The sequence below is a fragment of the Rathayibacter agropyri genome (assembly GCF_013249015.1).
GTDB classification, from domain to species: Bacteria; Actinomycetota; Actinomycetes; order Actinomycetales; family Microbacteriaceae; genus Rathayibacter; species Rathayibacter agropyri.
On sequence record NZ_JABRPL010000003.1, the window covers coordinates 218,081 to 234,077 of the forward strand.

A 15,997-nucleotide genomic window follows, 5' to 3' on the forward strand; every position below is an offset into this window, starting at 1 on the left:
GATCGCGGCGGGAGGCCCCATGCGGCACAGGCCCGCTCTCGTCAGTACGGCTCTCGTCAGTGCTGCACTCGTCGGTGCTGCACTCGTCTTCACAGCGCTGGCGCTCGCGGGCTGCGCGGCGGAGGAGCCTGCAGCAACCGCGACGATTGGTCTGGGCCGAGGTGGGCCACGGGCCGAGGTCCTCGGTCTCGTCGTCGTCTGCTCCGGAGCGGTCGACGGCCTCGATCTGGCGACAGCCGACGTCGCTCCCCTGCTCGTGGGCGACGGGCTGCGAAGGGTCACCCGCTGGGTCGCCCCGGAACCGGTCACGCAGCTCGGCGCCACCGATCTGGCCGGCCGCACGATCTGGCCGGCGGACACCGAGATCGAGCAGTTCTCTCCAGAAATCGACTACGCACTCGGCGCCTACGCGACCGCACGGTCCGTGCTCGCCCGCCCGGTGGTGTTCACGGCGGAGCAGTTCGACACGCTCTCCGTCGGGGAGGTCATCATCGGCGACGTCCGCGATGGCACGTCGATGACGCTCTCGGTCCAGGAGTTCCTCCGCGGGGCCTGCGAACCGAACTGACATGGCCTCGGGGGCGAGGATGCGCACACCAGAAGACGAGGATCCTCTATAAAGGATTAGTTAGCTATCCTTGAATAAGATGATCCCATGAAGCCGCGAGCAGATCCACCAGCAACCTCGCCCTGGCCACCCGTCACGTACGAGTCGCGTCCCTGGGACCGGAGCGGGGACGAAGTTGGCTCCCGCCGACGCCTTCAGGCCGCACGAGGACCGTATCTCGCCTCAGCCCCACCGCTGATTACCGACAGGGAGGTCTCCCTCCCGGCCGATCTCGTCGCCCTGAGCGAGGACGCGGGCCGTGAACTGACGCGCTTCGACGCCGAAGCGGGATCACTGGCCGCGCCCTTCGCGGCGATCCTCCTCCGTTCGGAGAGTGCCTCAAGCTCGGAGGTCGAGAACCTTACTGCCTCGGCCAAGCAGGTGGCTCTGGCGGAGATCGGGGTCGCAACGTCCGGCAACGCGATGCTGGTCGTGCGAAACATAGAGGCGATGAAGGCGGCCGTCTCCCTCTCGGACGATCTCGACACGGACGCCGTGATCACCATGCATCGAGTGCTGCTCGAGCAGAAGGATCCAACCATCGTCGGCAGATGGCGCGACCAGCAGGTCTGGATCGGAGGCGGGAGCATCTCACCCCACCAGGCGACATTCGTCCCGCCCCATCATCGTCTCGTGCCTTCTCTCATGTCCGACCTCCTGAGCTTTTGCAGACGGCTCGATCTGCCCGTCATCGCACAGACTGCGATCGCCCATGCGCAGTTCGAGACCGTCCACCCGTTCCCCGACGGTAATGGCCGCACGGGTCGTGCTCTCGTGCAGGGCATGCTCAGAGCCGGCCGCGTCACGAGGAACGTCGCCGTTCCCGTCTCCGCGGGTCTGCTCGGTGATATGGACGGATACTTTCGCGCCCTGACTGCCTACCGCACGGGCGACGTGAGACCCATCATCGAGAGCCTGGCTGAGGCGTCGTTCGCAGCCGTGTTAAACGGGCGCATGCTGGAGCGGGACATCACTGGCATTGCACAGCGCTGGAACGAGGCTGTCCGAGCCAGATCGGATTCCTCGATCCTCGCACTCCAGCGACTGCTGCTCCGGCAGCCGGTGGTCACGATCACCATGGTCGCGGCCGAGCTGGGAGTGAGCTTCCCAGCGGCGGACGCGTCGGTGCGGAAGCTGGTGGACGCCGGGATCCTGACCCAGTCCAGTACGGGCCGCCGCAACAGGCACTTTCAGGCTTCCGAGGTCTTGCTAGCGCTCGACGACTTCGGGGTTCGTGCGCGACGTCAGCGATCGGGCCGTTAAGGCCGTGCCTACGCGCAAGGAGGAGGGGAGAACTGTGGAGCCTGGGAGAATCGAACTCCCGACATCCTGCTTGCAAAGCAGGCGCTCTACCAACTGAGCTAAGGCCCCGAACGCCATCGCGCGGGTCGTGGTTAGGTGCCGCCGGCCTCGGTCCGCCGCGTACAACGCGGCGGACCGAACGGCACCGTGGGGGTACCAGGACTTGAACCTGGGACCTCTTCATTATCAGTGAAGCGCTCTAACCGCCTGAGCTATACCCCCGGGAAATGGCCAGATGAGACTCTACCCGACGCGGCGTCGGAATCCCAATCGGCCGCGTCTGCTCCTGGCCAGCGACGTTCCGGAACACCGACGCTACTGGTTGGTGAAGCCGACCAGCAAACCGCCCGTGATCTTCACGCTGAGGTTGTACAGCAGCGCGATGATGGCGCCGAGCGCGGTGGCGACGATGGTGTTCAGGACCGCGACGACAATCGCGAAGCCCATCACCTGAGGCAGCGAGATCACGCTGTTCAGATCGAACGCCTGCGCCCCCGCGACGTCCTGAACGAGGCCGTTGATCTGAGTGAACACGCCCGTCTGCGCCAACACCGTGTACACCAGGTACACCACCACGATCGTGACGATCGCGAGCGAGAGCCCGAGCAAGAACGACAGCTTCACGGCCGACCAGAAGTCGATGTAGACGAGCTTGAGCCGGACCTGCTTCGCCGCCGGGCTTTTCGCGGATTTCCTGGCGAGCTTCTCGGCGACGGTGCTACTCATCTACGGACCCATCCTCCTCCGACACCGGGGCGGACTCGGTCGGCGCCGCGGCGTCGGGATCCTCGTCCTGGGCGTCGAGATTGCGTTCGGTGTTCTTGGCGAGTGCGATGATCCGGTCGTCCTCAGCGAATCGTGCGAAAACGACTCCCATGGTGTCGCGACCCTTGGCCGGTACCTCGGCCACGGCAGAGCGTACCACTTTGCCGCTGGCGAGCACGACGAGCACCTCGTCATCCTCCCCGGTGATGATCGCACCGACGAGGTCGCCGCGCTTCTCCTCGAGCTTGGCCACCTTGATGCCCAGTCCGCCGCGGCCCTGCAACCGGTACTGGTCGACAGCGGTGCGCTTCGCGAAGCCTCCCTCGGTCACGACGAACACGAAGCCCTCGTCGCTGACCACGTTCGCGTCGAGGAGGCGGTCCTCCCCGCGGAAGGACATGCCCCGCACGCCCGAGGTGGAGCGCCCCATCGGACGCAGCGCCTCGTCAGAGGCGGTGAAGCGGATCGACATGCCCTTGCGGGACACCAGCAGCACGTCGCTGTCCTCCTCGACCAACAGCGCCGAAACCAGCTCGTCGCCTTCTCGGAGCTTGATCGCGATGATCCCGCCCGAGCGGTTCGTGTCGTACTCCGAGAGGGCCGTCTTCTTGACGAGGCCGTCGCGTGTCGCAAGAACGAGGTAGCGAGCTGCCTCGTAGTCGCGGATGTCGAGGATCTGCGCGATCTGCTCGCCGGGCTCGAGCGCGAGCAGGTTGGCGATGTGCTGGCCCTTCGCGTCCCGGCCCGCCTCCTGCAGCTCATACGTCTTAGCGCGGTACACGCGTCCTGTGTTCGTAAAGAAAAGGAGCCAGTGGTGTGTGGTGGTGACGAAGAAGTGCTCAACGATGTCGTCGGCCTTGAGCTGCGCCCCGCGCACGCCGCGGCCGCCGCGGTGCTGAGCTCGATAGGAGTCGCTGCGCGTGCGCTTGAGATAGCCGCCGCGAGTGACGGTGACGACCATCTCCTCCTCGGGGATCAGGTCCTCGACGCTCATGTCTCCGTCGAAGCCGAAGAGGATCTCCGTACGCCGGTCATCGCCGAACTTGTCAACGATCTCATCGAGCTCGTCTGAGATGATGCTCCGTTGCCGCGCCGGGCTCGCGAGAATCGCCTTGTAGTCCTCGATCTCGGCCTGGATGCGGTCGTGCTCATCGATGATCTTCTGGCGCTCGAGCGCCGCGAGGCGACGCAACTGCATGTCGAGGATGGCGCGCGACTGCACCTCATCGATAGCGAGCAGCTCCATCAGGCCGTCACGGGCCTCCTCGACAGTGGGGGAACGGCGGATGAGCGCGATGACCTCATCGAGCGCGTCGAGCGCTTTGAGGTAGCCGCGCAGGATGTGAATCCGCGCCTCCGCCTCGTCGAGCAGGTACTGCGTCCGGCGGACGATCACCTCGACCTGGTGGTCGACCCACGCGCGAATAAAGCCGTCCAGCGAGAGAGTACGCGGGATACCGTCGACGATCGCGAGCATGTTCGCGCCGAAGTTCTCCTGCAGCGGCGTGTGCTTGTAGAGATTGTTGAGCACGACCTTCGCGACGGCGTCGCGCTTGAGCACGACGACGAGACGCTGACCCGTGCGACCGGAGGTCTCGTCACGGATGTCAGCGATACCCGAGACACGACCATCCTTGACCAGTTCGGCAATCTTGATAGCGAGGTTGTCGGGGTTGACCTGATACGGCAGCTCAGTGACGACGAGGCAGGTACGTCCCTGGATCTCCTCGATCGAGACGACGGCGCGCATCGTGATAGAACCGCGGCCCGTGCGATAAGCATCCTGGATGCCGCGGACACCGAGGATCTGGGCGCTAGTCGGGAAATCCGGGCCCTTGATGCGCTGGAGCAGCGCCTCGAGAAGTTCTTCGCGAGTCGCCTCCGGATTCTCGAGCGCCCACTTGGCGCCGGCAGCGACCTCGCGCAGGTTGTGCGGTGGGATGTTGGTGGCCATGCCGACCGCGATACCGACGGAGCCGTTGACCAACAGGTTCGGAAAGCGTGCCGGGAGAATGGCCGGCTCGCGGGTGCGGCCGTCGTAGTTGTCCTGGAAGTCGACGGTGTTCTTGTCGATGTCGCGGACCATCTCGAGGGCGAGCGGAGCCATCTTGGTCTCGGTGTACCGCGGAGCGGCAGCGCCGTCGTTGCCGGGGGAGCCAAAGTTGCCCTGGCCAAGCGCGAGTGGATAGCGCAGACTCCACGGCTGCACCAGGCGAACCAGGGCGTCGTAGATCGCGGAGTCGCCGTGCGGGTGGAACTGGCCCATCACGTCGCCGACGACGCGGGAGCACTTCGAGAACGCCTTGTCGGGACGGTAGCCGCCGTCGTACATGGCGTAGATGACCCGGCGGTGCACCGGCTTAAGGCCGTCGCGGACCTCCGGGAGGGCGCGTCCGACGATGACGCTCATTGCGTAGTCGAGGTACGACCGCTGCATCTCGAGCTGGAGGTCGACGGGCTCGATCTTGTCGTGCCCGTGGATCACTACACCGGTCTCGGTGATGATCTCGTCGCCGGCATCCGGTCCGGTGGGGGTGTCTGCTTCGTCTGCCATGGTCTCTGTCTTCTCAGCTCGTGCGTCGCGCGAACGCGACCGTTCTCGTCGTCAGGTGCTCGGGACGTCTAGATATCGAGAAAACGGACGTCCTTTGCATTCTTCTGGATGAAGGAGCGGCGGGACTCCACATCCTCACCCATCAGAGTGGAAAAGATCTCGTCCGCGGCGGCCGCATCGTCGAGAGTGACCTGGAGGAGGGTCCGCGTAGCGGGATCCATCGTGGTCTCCCACAGCTCCTTGTAATCCATCTCGCCGAGGCCCTTGTAACGCTGGATACCGTTGTCCTTCGGCATTCGCTTGTTGCTCGCCGCGCCGTGTGCGAGCAGCGCGTCGCGCTCGCGATCGCTGTAGACGTACTCGTGTGCCGAGTTCGACCACTTGAGGCGGTAAAGCGGCGGCTGTGCAAGATAGACGTAGCCAAGATCAATCAGCGGACGCATGTAGCGGAAGAGCAGCGTCAGCAGAAGCGTCGTAATGTGCTGGCCGTCGACATCGGCGTCGGCCATCAGGATGATCTTGTGGTACCGCGCCTTATCGGGGTTGAAGTCCTCACCGATGCCGGCGCCGAACGCCGTGATCATCGCCTGGACCTCGTTGTTGCCGAGCGCCCGGTCGAGGCGCGCCTTCTCGACGTTCAGGATCTTGCCGCGCAAGGGGAGGATCGCCTGTGTCTCGGGGTTTCTGCCCTGCACCGCGGATCCGCCCGCCGAGTCGCCCTCGACGATGAAGATCTCCGAGACCGACGGGTCCTTCGACTGGCAGTCCTTGAGCTTGCCGGGCATCCCGCCGCCTTCGAGCAGGCCCTTGCGCCGCGCAGTCTCGCGCGCCTTGCGCGCCGCCATGCGGGCGGAGGCAGCCTGAATCGCCTTGCGAATGATGTCTTTCGCCTGGCTCGGATTGCGGTCGAACCAGTCGGCGAGTTGCTCCCCCGCGACGCGCTGCACGAACGCCTTCGCCTCGGTATTGCCAAGCTTCGTCTTGGTCTGGCCCTCGAACTGCGGCTCCCCGAGCTTGATCGAGACGACCGCGGTGAGTCCCTCGCGAATGTCGTCGCCGGAGAGGTTCTCGTCCTTCTCCTTGAGAAGGTTGTTCGCCCGCGCATACCGGTTGACCAGCGACGTCAGTGCGGCACGGAAGCCTTCTTCGTGAGTGCCGCCCTCGTGGGTGTTGATGGTGTTGGCGTAGGTATGCACGCTCTCGGTGTAGGCCGTCGTCCACTGCATCGCGACCTCGAGCGAAATGCGCCGCTCGGTGTCCTCCGACTCGAAGTCGATAATCTCGGAGTGCACGAGATCGGACTTCTTGAGCGAGTTGATGTACTCGACGTAGTCGACGAGGCCCTTTTCGTAGTGGAAGACATCGGTGCGGTCGCCCTCGGTCTCGTCCTCGCCCTCCCCGTCGAACTCGACCTCGTTCTGATCGGTCAGCGCGATGCGCAGGCCCTTATTGAGGAACGCCATTTGCTGGAAGCGGGCGCGGAGGGTTTCGTAATCGAACTCGACAGTCTCGAAGATCCCGGAGTTGGGCCAGAAGGTGATGGTGGTACCGGTCTCGTCGCTGGCCTCGCCCTTCTCGAGCGGGGCGTCCGGAACTCCATCCGTGAAGCTCATCCGGTACACCGCGCCCTGACGCTTGACCTCGACCTCGAGTCGCGTCGAGAGCGCATTGACCACGGACGACCCGACGCCGTGCAGACCGCCGGAGACCGCGTAGCCGCCGCCGCCGAACTTACCTCCCGCGTGCAACACGGTCAGCACCAGCTCGACCGTCGAGATGCCCTCGGTCGGGTGCATGTCCACTGGGATGCCGCGCCCGTTGTCGGCGACGGTGACGCCTCCGTCGGCGCGCATCACGATCTCGATGTTGTCGCAGTAGCCGGCGAGCGCCTCGTCGACGGCGTTGTCAACAATCTCGTAGACCAGGTGGTGCAGACCGCGCGGTCCAGTGGAGCCGATATACATACCCGGGCGTTTGCGGACCGCTTCGAGGCCCTCGAGGACCTGGATCTGGTTGGCACCGTAGTCGCCGGAGGACTTGGTCGACATGCTTTCGTGCGGAACGGAGGGGCCGGCGGAGCCGTTCGCATCCAGGTCGTTCGCTGCGGGTGACGTGGAGTCGTTCGGCTCTTGTGTCATAGCTGTGGAGTTCTCCTCTACGGTCCGTCGCGGCGCACGCGAGGATCTGGAGTCCCCCGCGGGGCGGAGTCGCTGCGGTTCGGCGGCCCCCTATTCTACCGCGCGCGAGACGTCTCCGAGGCGCTGAGCGGCGATCTGCGGCGGGAACCTTCAGCGGCCGACCGAAAATGCGTTGTCAGCCGTAGGTGTCGCGCGGACCACGCCCTGGAATCGACCTAAGACCCTTTTTCCAGTTCGGGACGTCCGGTCCTTGGAAACGGATCGAGGCGATGCCAGCGTCAGGAAAGTTGACCGCGATGTGGTTCATGATCTCGATCCGCATCAACCGGAGTTGGGTCGACCACGCCGTCGACTCACACGCCACGGTGAGCACGCCATCCACCACGCCGACCGGAGTGGAGTGCTTGGCAGTCTCCTCGCCCGCGATCGCCGTCCATGACGACATGAGATCGCCCTGAGCGAGCGGCGCCGTCCAGCCCAGTGTGACGGTGAGAGAGTCAAGGACGTCGCCGAGATCGTGCGGGTCGCGGCCGTTGCCGAACGGGATCGCGTCGCCCTTCGGCTCGACGTGCTCCACCGTCTTGCGGATGCGCCGAGGACCGTCGGCGCCGAACACCTCTTTGAGATGGCGGTAGACGCGAGCAGCCTCGGAATCGGAGGGAGGGGAGCTGCGGCGGGAGGGATTAGCCATCGGTCGGCTCCTCGGGAGCGGGTGACGGCTGAGCCGACGACGCTGCGGCCGGCTCCGTGCCGACGATCCGGCCCGCCTCGATCCGCACCGTGTGCGCGGCCAGTACCTCCGGCACGTCGTCAAGGACCGCCGCCGTGATGAGCACCTGCTCGTAGTCGGCGACAACGGAGGCCAGGCGCTCACGACGTCGCGAGTCCAACTCTGCGAACACATCGTCCAGCATCAGCACCGGGTCGCCCATCGGGGAATCCCGGCGCAACAGCTCCGCCGCGCCCAGTTTCAGCGCCAGCGCGAACGACCAACTCTCGCCGTGGCTGGCGTAGCCCTTTGCCGGAAGGCCGTTGAGCTCGAACTGCACGTCGTCGCGGTGCGGTCCGACGAGCGATATCCCGCGGTCAAGCTCGCGGCGGCGGACCCCTGTCAGAGCGGACGCGAACGCCTCCGCCAGCCCCTCGCCCGCGGACTGAGACGGGGAGCCGGTCTGCTCGACCGGCTCATCGTCGTCGTCGACCGCGCCCTCGATGCTGAGGCGCGAGCGGAGCATTGGCCGCTGGTCGGCGCCGGCGACCGCTTCGTACGACGCGCGGACCGGACCGCTCAGTTCCTCCACCAGCGTGAGCCGCGACTGCATGATCTCGGAACCGAGTGCGATCAGGCGCTCGTCCCAAATATCGAGGGTGCCGAGCTTCGACGTCTCGCGGACGCCACTTGCCCGGGCCGACTTCAGCAGCGAGTTCCGCTGGCGCAGCACGCGCTCGTAGTCGGCCTGCACCGCGCTCATCCGCGGGGAGCGGAGGACCACCAGCTGATCGAGGAAGCGGCGACGAGCCGACGGGTCCCCGCGGATGAGCAGCAGATCCTCCGGGGCGAAGAGGACGCTCGAGAAGAAGCGGGGCAGCTCCCGGGGTTTGATACCACCGCGGTTGATCTGCGCGCGATTGGCGGAGGAGCGGTTGATCTGGACCTCCGCGAGCAGCTCCCGCTCCCCGTTGCGGAGGCGGGCGCGCACCACCGCGCTGTCACGACCGGCGCGGATGAGCGCCTGGTCGCTCGAGACGCGATGCGAGCCGAGGGTGGAGAGGTAGCCGAGCGACTCCACCAGGTTCGTCTTGCCCTGCCCGTTGCGCCCCACGAAGAGGTTCGGCCCTGGAACCAGCTCGACGTCGACCGCCTCGTAGTTCCGAAAGTCGCTGAGCGCCAGCTGCGTCACCTGCACGTCGCGCTCCTCTCCGTCCCGACCCTCTGCCCGTCCCCCGACTTCGACACGCCCCAGCGGCGCTACTCGACCAGCATGGTCGGCCCCCGCCAGCACTTCTCCTCGGAACCACCGACCCCTTCTGCCGCCGTTCCCCGCAAGGTAAAGGCGGCCGAAGGCCCGCCGCCCCCGTCCGTCACAGGCTCTGCGAAACGCCACCGTCTCGAGAAGCCGACCGCCGTGAGGCCGGGCAGGGACCGGCCTCACCCGTGGACTCAGTCCACGGCTTTGACGCTATGCCCGCCAAACTGGTTGCGGAGCGCCGCGACCGCCTTCATCGCGGGAGAGTCCTCCTGGCGCGAGACGAAACGGGCGAAGATCGACGCGCTGATCGTGGGTACCGGGACGGCGTTGTTGATGGCCTCCTCGATGGTCCATCGGCCCTCGCCCGAGTCCTGCACGTAGCCCTCGATGTTCGTGAAGTCGGGGTCCTGTTCCAGCGCACGGACGAGGAGTTCGAGCAGCCAGGAGCGGACGACCGTCCCGCGCTGCCAGGCCTTAAAGGTGCCGGTGACGTCCTTGATGATGTCGCTGCGGGTCTCGAGCAGTTCGTATCCCTCGGCGAACGCCTGCATCAGCGCGTACTCGATGCCGTTGTGCACCATTTTCGCGTAGTGGCCGGCGCCGACCTCGCCCACGTGGACGAAACCCTCCTCGCGGGGACCCTCGGGGCGTAGCGCGTCGAAGACGGGCATCGCGTAGTCGACCAGTTCTTTCGGTCCGCCGACCATCAGGCCATAGCCGTTCTGGAGGCCCCAGACACCGCCGGAGACGCCGGCGTCGATGTAGTGAATGCCCTTGGGCTTCAGCAGGGCGTCGTGCTTGAAGTCCTCCGTGAAGCGCGAGTTACCGCCGTCGATGACGAGGTCACCCTCGCCAAGCTTCTCGGACAGGTCTGTGATGACCGCGTCGGTGATCTCCCCTGACGGGACCATGACCCAGACGACACGGGGGGAGGGGAGCCCGGCGATCATCTCGTCGAGAGAGGCGGCGTCCGAGACGTCGGGATTGCGGTCGAAGCCGGTGACCTCGACACCCTTCTCGCGGAGGCGGGAGCGCATGTTGTCGCCCATCTTGCCGAGGCCGACGAGTCCGATGTGCATGGTGAACCTTCCTGGATTCGATGTCCGGCGGGCGGGCGCTCGTCGGGAGCGGATCGGTCGCGGCGCTGCGATCCGAAAATGCTGGCGCCAAAAATACTGATTAGCGCAGGAGCAGGTTGGGCTGGAGCAGGTAGCGGTAGCTGTCGCTGCCGGGCTGCTCGCGTGAGGTCTGCGCGGTGATCAGGACGGGCCCTGGCTTGTTCGGGTTCTCGGTCTTCGTGAACGCGATCCGCACGAACTCCGAGTGCACCGCGGCGAGACCGTCGAGCAAGAACTGCGGCTTGAGGGAGACGACGACGTCGTCCCCGGTCACGATCGCGTCGATGCTCTCGGACGCCTGTGCCTGCTCCGAGCCGATGGCCTCGAGCGTGAGCCCGTCGCTGCTGAAGCTGAAGCGGAGGGCGGCCTCGCGCTCGAGCACGAGCGAAACACGACGGGTGGCCTCGATGAGGTCGCTGGTCGCCATGACCGCGTAGTTCTCGATGGAAGCGGGGAACAGCCGCTTCACGGGCGGATAGTTGCCCTTGATCAGCAGCGACGTCACCGTCTTGCGGTCGGCCGTGAACGCGATCAGTTCGCGCTCGTCGCGATTCGTGATCGCGATCGAGACAGTTCCCGAGTGGCCGAAGGTCTTGCCGACCTCCTGGAGAGTGCGGGCCGGAACCAGCGCGGTGAGCGGTTGCGCCGGCGCGGGGTTGTCGCCGTTGTCCCAGTCGATCTCGCGAACGGCGACGCGGTACCGGTCGGTCGCGACGAGGCTGATGATGTTCTCGGTGATCTCAAGCTGTACACCGGTGATGACGGGAGTCACGTCGTCGCGGGAGGCGGCGACCGCTACCTGCGACACGGCCGCAGCGAAGGCGTCAGCCGGGACGAGGCCGGTGGACGCGTCGATCTCGGGAACGCTCGGGTACTCCTCCACGGGCATCTGCAAGAGCGTGAAGTGCGCGGACCCGGCCGAGACCGAGACGCGCGACTCCTGGGTGGCAATGCGCACGGGAGCGTTGGGCAGCCGGTTGGCGATGTCTGCGAGGAGGCGGCCCGACACCAGCACGGTCCCCGTTTCCTCGACGTCGGCGGCGATCTGCGTCTGCGCCGAGACTTCGTAGTCGAAGGAGGAGAGCGTCAGACCCTCCGCTGTTGCCTCGATGAGGACCCCCGAGAGGATCGGCAACGTCGTGCGCTGCGGTAGCAGCTTTACCGCGAAGGACACCGCCTCGCTGAAGACATCGCGGTTGGCTTGGAACCTCACGAGTACACCCCTGACGAGTCGCGGACGAAGACCGTCGCCCATCGTACCTGCCGGGCTCGTCGAGGTTGGCAGAGGTGGCGGCCCGAACAGGTTTGACCGGCTGTGGAGAGGTTGCTGGTCGGCCCCTGATTAAAGAGAGAACTGCGTTAACAGTGTTAACACGTGTGGAAACTGTGGAAAGCGCACCCGCGCCCTAGGGAACGCTGGGATGGGGCGGGGTCGGCTCTGTGGAGGGCATGTGGGCGCGGTCGTGGACGGCCTGTGGAGCGATCAGGACCGACTGGCCGCCGTCCACAGGTGAACGATGCAGTCGCACAGATCGAGCGCGGTTGTCCACAGTTATCCACAGGTTCTTCACACTGTGGAAATCGCGCCAAAGACCTCCCACTGACAGGGATGGTCCAGCCGCAGGCGGAGTTCCCGACAGCGCCTGCGGACCCTGATTCGTCCCGGTGGCCGTCGAGGCGACAGCTCCTCCGTAGAGCCGGAATCGCGCGCTAGCGGTTGGTCTTGATGCGGGTGGTCAGCTCGGTGACCTGGTTGTAGATGCTGCGGCGTTCCTTCATCAGCTCCGAGATCTTCTTGTTCGCATACATCACGGTGGTGTGGTCGCGGTTGCCGAACAGCTGGCCGATCTTGGGCAGTGACAGGTTCGTCAGCTCTCGGCACAGGTACATCGCGATCTGGCGCGCGGTGGCCACCGCCTGCGAGCGGGAGGAGCCGTAGAGGTCGTCGACCGTGAGCTTGAAGTAGTCGGCGGTGTGATTGATGATGTCGACCGGCGAGATGACGTTGTCTTCGTCGAGCGTGATCAGGTCTTTCAGCACCGTCTGCACGAGCGACATGTCGACCGGCGTGCGGTTGAGGCTCGCGAAAGCGGTGACGCGGATCAGCGTCCCCTCGAGCTCGCGGATGTTACTCGAGACCTTCGACGCCATGAATTCGAGGATCTCGTCGGGGACAAGCAGCTTCTCGCTGACGGCCTTCTTGCGGAGGATCGCGATGCGCGTCTCGAGGTCGGGCGCCTGCACGTCGGTGATGAGGCCCCACTCGAAGCGCGAGCGCATCCGGTCCTCGAAGCCGGTCAGTGCCTTCGGCGGTAAATCGGAGGTGATCACGACCTGCTTGTTGTGGTCGTGCAGCTGGTTGAAGGTGTGGAAGAACGCTTCCTGCGTCTCCGCCTTGCCCTGCAGGAACTGGATGTCATCGATCAAAAGGATGTCGACGTTGCGGTACCGGCCGTGGAACGCGTTGCCCCGGTTGTTCGCGATCGAGTTGATGAAGTCGTTGGTGAACTCCTCGCTCGACACGTAGCGCACGCGGATCCCCGGATACAGGCTCATCGCATAGTGGCCGATCGCGTGCAGGAGGTGCGTCTTGCCCAGTCCGGAGTCGCCGTAGACGAACAGCGGGTTGTAGGCCTTCGCCGGGGCCTCGGCGACGGCGACCGCAGCGGCGTGGGCGAAGCGGTTCGATCCTCCGATGACGAAGTTGTCGAAGCTGTACTTGGGATTCAGTCGGGTGTCGGTCGCCGGCATCGTGCGCAACTCTTCGACCGCGCGGACCGGAGCGAGGGTCGCGGACGAGCCGGTGACCGGCTCGAACGGGTTCATAGACTCCTGCGCCGAGGGGGAGCTCAGCGGCTCGTGCTCGATGTCCGGATTCACGACGAAGGCGAACGTCGTGACGCCGAAAGAGTCGTCGAGGGTGCCGATCGCGCTGAGGAGGGGGACCCGCACACGCTGTTCGAGCATCCCGCGGGTGAACTCATTGGGAACCTCGAGGTAGAAGGTGCCCGCCATGATGCCCTTGGGTTCCACGAGCGAAACGAAGCCGTAGAGGGGAGCGGTGATCCGCTCGTCTTGGGACAGTGCGCCGAGGATCACGTTCCACGCGTCGACCATCGACGTGTCGTCTGGCATGTGTCTCCGGTCCTCGTCGCTCTGTCGGTGTCGCTGTGAAGTCGGTGTCGCTGTGAAGTCGGTGTCGCTGTGAAGTCGGTGCGCTGGGAGATCTCTGTCGGACGTCGTCGCCCGGAGGCCTGGCGAGGGGCCGGTTCGGGACGGGACGCCGTGTCCTCGAAAGAGACGACGTCGGGTCGGCTTCTCCACAGGTTTATCCACCGATCCCGGGCGATTCCAGCACGGGCGCGGAAGAACGCGGGTCCGCCTGTGGATAAATGCGGTTCAACACGGTAACGAACGGAGCCGACGGGAGACAAATCCACCACAGCAACACCCGCGTGTCAATGCAGGGAAGGCGCCGTCCCGTGTGCAGAATCGAGGTTTCGCGGTGTCCACATTTGACCGGTGACGGTGCAGGCCGTAGCTTTAATCAGTTGACGCCTGCCCGGTGTCGTCCGAGCAGCCCTCGCGGGCCCTGCATGGTCGAAGCCGGGCACCCCTTCTTCCCGGAGGATCCGGAGTTGCCGCCCTCGAGGGTGGAGCCGGTTCGTGCCGCGGAACACGTACGTGGAGATCTGATTATGAGCAAGCGAACCTTCCAGCCGAACAACCGTCGTCGCGCCAAGGTGCACGGCTTCCGTCTTCGCATGCGCACCCGTGCCGGCCGCGCCATCTTGAGCGCCCGCCGCGCCAAGGGGCGCACCGAGCTCTCCGCGTAGTACCGAACGGTACCGACCAGCGGTGCTGGCCAGAGCCAATCGCATCGTCCACGGAGGCGAGTATCGGACTGTCGTCCGTCGCGGTGTGCGGTCCACGGGACCGCACACCGTCACGTATGTCCGGCGGACGCCCGGAACGACTCCCGTGCGGTTTGGCTTCATCGTCGCGAAGACGGTCGGAACGGCCGTGACGCGCAACACCGTCCGCCGCAGGCTCAAGGCGGTGGCGTTCGAGTTCGTGGCCCAGACCGATCCGGGGACGGACGTGGTCATTCGCGCGCTGCCGAGCAGTGCCGAGGCGTCGTGGTCGGAGTTGCGCGAGGAGTTCGCCAGCGCGATGGCGCGGATCTCGCGGAAGGCCGGAGGTCTTCGATGACCGCGGTACTCCCCTCCGCTTCCTCGTGGCCGACGCGACTCGCCTGGGGCGTGCTGTTGCTGCCACGTAACATCGGCATCCTCCTGCTTCTCGTCTACCGCCGGGTCATCTCTCCGCTGTATGGCGAGGTCTGCCGCTACTACCCCTCGTGCTCCGCGTACGCGCTTCAGGCAGTCCAGCTTCACGGGCTCGTCCTCGGCTCCGTCCTCGCGACCCGTCGGCTCCTCCGCTGCCACCCGTGGGCGGCCGGTGGAGTCGACGACGTCCCGACCTCGATCCCTCTGCACCGACCGGCTCCCGGCCGGATCCGCTTCGCCGTGACGCGAGCCGGATTCGTCGTGGGTCCTCGAAAGGACTGACCCCACTTCATGGACTTCATCGGCACGATCCTCTGGCCCCTCAAATGGGTGGTCGAGCTGCTCCTTGTCGCCTTCCACCAACTGCTGACGTTCACCGGCATGGAAGCGGCCGCGGGCATCACCTGGGTGCTCTCGATCGTGGGCCTCGTCATCGTCATCCGCGCCGCGCTCATCCCGATCTTCGTCAAGCAGATCAAGAGCCAGCGTCGGATGCTCGAGGTCGCGCCGCAGCTCAAGAAGATCCAGGACAAGTACAAGGGCAAGCGCGATCAGCTCTCCCGCGAGGCGATGTCCCGCGAGACCATGGAGCTCTACAAGAGGACGGGGACGAATCCGCTCGCCTCGTGCCTCCCGCTGCTCATTCAGATGCCGATCTTCTTCAGCCTGTTCTCGGTGCTGAACGCGGCGCAGCACAGCCAGAAGGGCGTCGGCCCGCTCGATGAGACGCTCGCGCGTCAGTTCGGCGAGGCCAACCTCTTCAGTGTCGCCCCGCTGCACCAGTCGATTCAGGGCGCGCTCGCGCAGGGTGGCCAGGAGCCGGTCATCATCATCGCGGTGATCATGGTGGTCCTGATGACTGCCTCGCAGTTCATCACGCAGCTGCAGATCGTCTCGAAGAACATGTCACCCGAGGCCAAGGCATCGCCGACCTTCAAGCAGCAGCGCATTCTGCTCTACATCCTCCCGCTCGTCTTCGCCTTCTCGGGCTTCGCGTTCCCTCTCGGCGTCATGTTCTACTGGCTGACCTCGAACATCTGGACGATGATTCAGCAGTTCATCGTTATCCGGAACATGCCAACCCCGGGCAGCGAGGCCGCGAAGGCGCGCGAAGAGCGCTTGCGCCGCAAGGGCAAGCTCGTCGAGGAGACGACCGCCGCCGGCGACGTCACCCTCGTCGAGAAGAAGGCCGTGCAGCGCCCTCAGCCTGTGAGTAAGAACCGCTCCAAGAAGCAAGCCGGAAAGAAGTAGGGC

General features: G+C 65.5%; 14 protein-coding genes and 2 tRNA genes. 6 read left to right on the plus strand and 10 right to left on the minus strand.

Annotation, left to right across the window (positions count from 1 at the left end; genetic code table 11):
* Positions 1-19: 19 nt before the first annotated feature.
* Positions 20-568, plus strand: coding sequence for a hypothetical protein (locus HRF29_RS09770; RefSeq protein ID WP_173248265.1), 549 nt, complete (start codon positions 20-22; stop codon positions 566-568).
* Positions 569-655: 87 nt separating this feature from the next.
* The gene (locus HRF29_RS09775; protein WP_173248267.1) at positions 656-1,870 is read left to right on the plus strand and encodes a Fic family protein; all 1,215 of its coding nucleotides are present in this window, start codon (positions 656-658) and stop codon (positions 1,868-1,870) included.
* Positions 1,871-1,905: 35 nt separating this feature from the next.
* Here the strand turns inward: HRF29_RS09775 and HRF29_RS09780 are convergent.
* The 10 genes from HRF29_RS09780 to dnaA all read right to left on the minus strand — a co-directional run bounded on the left by HRF29_RS09780 (position 1,906) and on the right by dnaA (position 13,589).
* A tRNA-Ala gene (locus HRF29_RS09780) sits at positions 1,906-1,978 on the minus strand.
* A gap of 79 nt (positions 1,979-2,057) precedes the next feature.
* Positions 2,058-2,131, minus strand: a tRNA-Ile gene (locus tag HRF29_RS09785).
* 93 nt (positions 2,132-2,224) lie between these two features.
* On the minus strand, positions 2,225-2,635 hold the full coding sequence (locus tag HRF29_RS09790) for a DUF3566 domain-containing protein (RefSeq protein WP_173248269.1): 411 nt from the start codon (positions 2,633-2,635) through the stop codon (positions 2,225-2,227).
* Positions 2,628-5,228, minus strand: a complete 2,601-nt coding sequence (gene gyrA / locus HRF29_RS09795) for a DNA gyrase subunit A (protein WP_173248271.1) — start codon at positions 5,226-5,228, stop codon at positions 2,628-2,630. The genes HRF29_RS09790 and gyrA overlap by 8 nt, the downstream gene beginning before the upstream one ends.
* 68 nt (positions 5,229-5,296) lie before the next feature.
* Positions 5,297-7,276, minus strand: a complete 1,980-nt coding sequence (gene gyrB / locus HRF29_RS09800; protein WP_173248689.1) for a DNA topoisomerase (ATP-hydrolyzing) subunit B — start codon at positions 7,274-7,276, stop codon at positions 5,297-5,299.
* Between the two features lie 265 nt (positions 7,277-7,541).
* A complete protein-coding gene (locus HRF29_RS09805) occupies positions 7,542-8,057 on the minus strand; it encodes a DciA family protein (RefSeq protein ID WP_173248273.1) in 516 nt (171 codons plus the stop codon).
* Positions 8,050-9,273 (minus strand): DNA replication/repair protein RecF, encoded by a 1,224-nt coding sequence (recF, locus tag HRF29_RS09810; RefSeq protein WP_173248275.1) that lies wholly within the window; start codon positions 9,271-9,273, stop codon positions 8,050-8,052. Before recF ends, HRF29_RS09805 begins: the two co-directional genes overlap by 8 nt.
* Before the next feature lie 254 nt (positions 9,274-9,527).
* Positions 9,528-10,415, minus strand: coding sequence for a phosphogluconate dehydrogenase (NAD(+)-dependent, decarboxylating) (gnd, locus tag HRF29_RS09815; protein ID WP_173248277.1), 888 nt, complete (start codon positions 10,413-10,415; stop codon positions 9,528-9,530).
* A gap of 100 nt (positions 10,416-10,515) precedes the next feature.
* Complete coding sequence (dnaN, locus tag HRF29_RS09820; protein ID WP_173248279.1) at positions 10,516-11,667, minus strand: DNA polymerase III subunit beta; 1,152 nt, start codon at positions 11,665-11,667, stop codon at positions 10,516-10,518.
* Between the two features lie 497 nt (positions 11,668-12,164).
* A complete protein-coding gene (gene dnaA / locus HRF29_RS09825; protein ID WP_173248281.1) occupies positions 12,165-13,589 on the minus strand; it encodes a chromosomal replication initiator protein DnaA in 1,425 nt (474 codons plus the stop codon).
* A 563-nt stretch (positions 13,590-14,152) separates the two neighbouring features.
* On the opposite strand from dnaA, the gene rpmH reads away from it, so the two are divergent.
* Genes rpmH through yidC form a run of 4 tightly spaced genes read left to right on the plus strand, consistent with a single transcriptional unit; the run spans position 14,153 to position 15,994 of the window.
* Entirely contained in the window at positions 14,153-14,290 is a 138-nt protein-coding gene (gene rpmH / locus HRF29_RS09830) for a 50S ribosomal protein L34 (RefSeq protein WP_027692766.1), read from the plus strand.
* Between the two features lie 22 nt (positions 14,291-14,312).
* On the plus strand, positions 14,313-14,666 hold the full coding sequence (gene rnpA, locus HRF29_RS09835) for a ribonuclease P protein component (RefSeq protein WP_173248283.1): 354 nt from the start codon (positions 14,313-14,315) through the stop codon (positions 14,664-14,666).
* Entirely contained in the window at positions 14,663-15,025 is a 363-nt protein-coding gene (yidD, locus tag HRF29_RS09840) for a membrane protein insertion efficiency factor YidD (protein WP_173248285.1), read from the plus strand. Before rnpA ends, yidD begins: the two co-directional genes overlap by 4 nt.
* A gap of 9 nt (positions 15,026-15,034) precedes the next feature.
* Positions 15,035-15,994: a membrane protein insertase YidC gene (yidC, locus tag HRF29_RS09845; protein WP_173248287.1), complete on the plus strand. Its 960-nt coding sequence runs from the start codon at positions 15,035-15,037 to the stop codon at positions 15,992-15,994.
* Positions 15,995-15,997 lie beyond the last annotated feature (3 nt).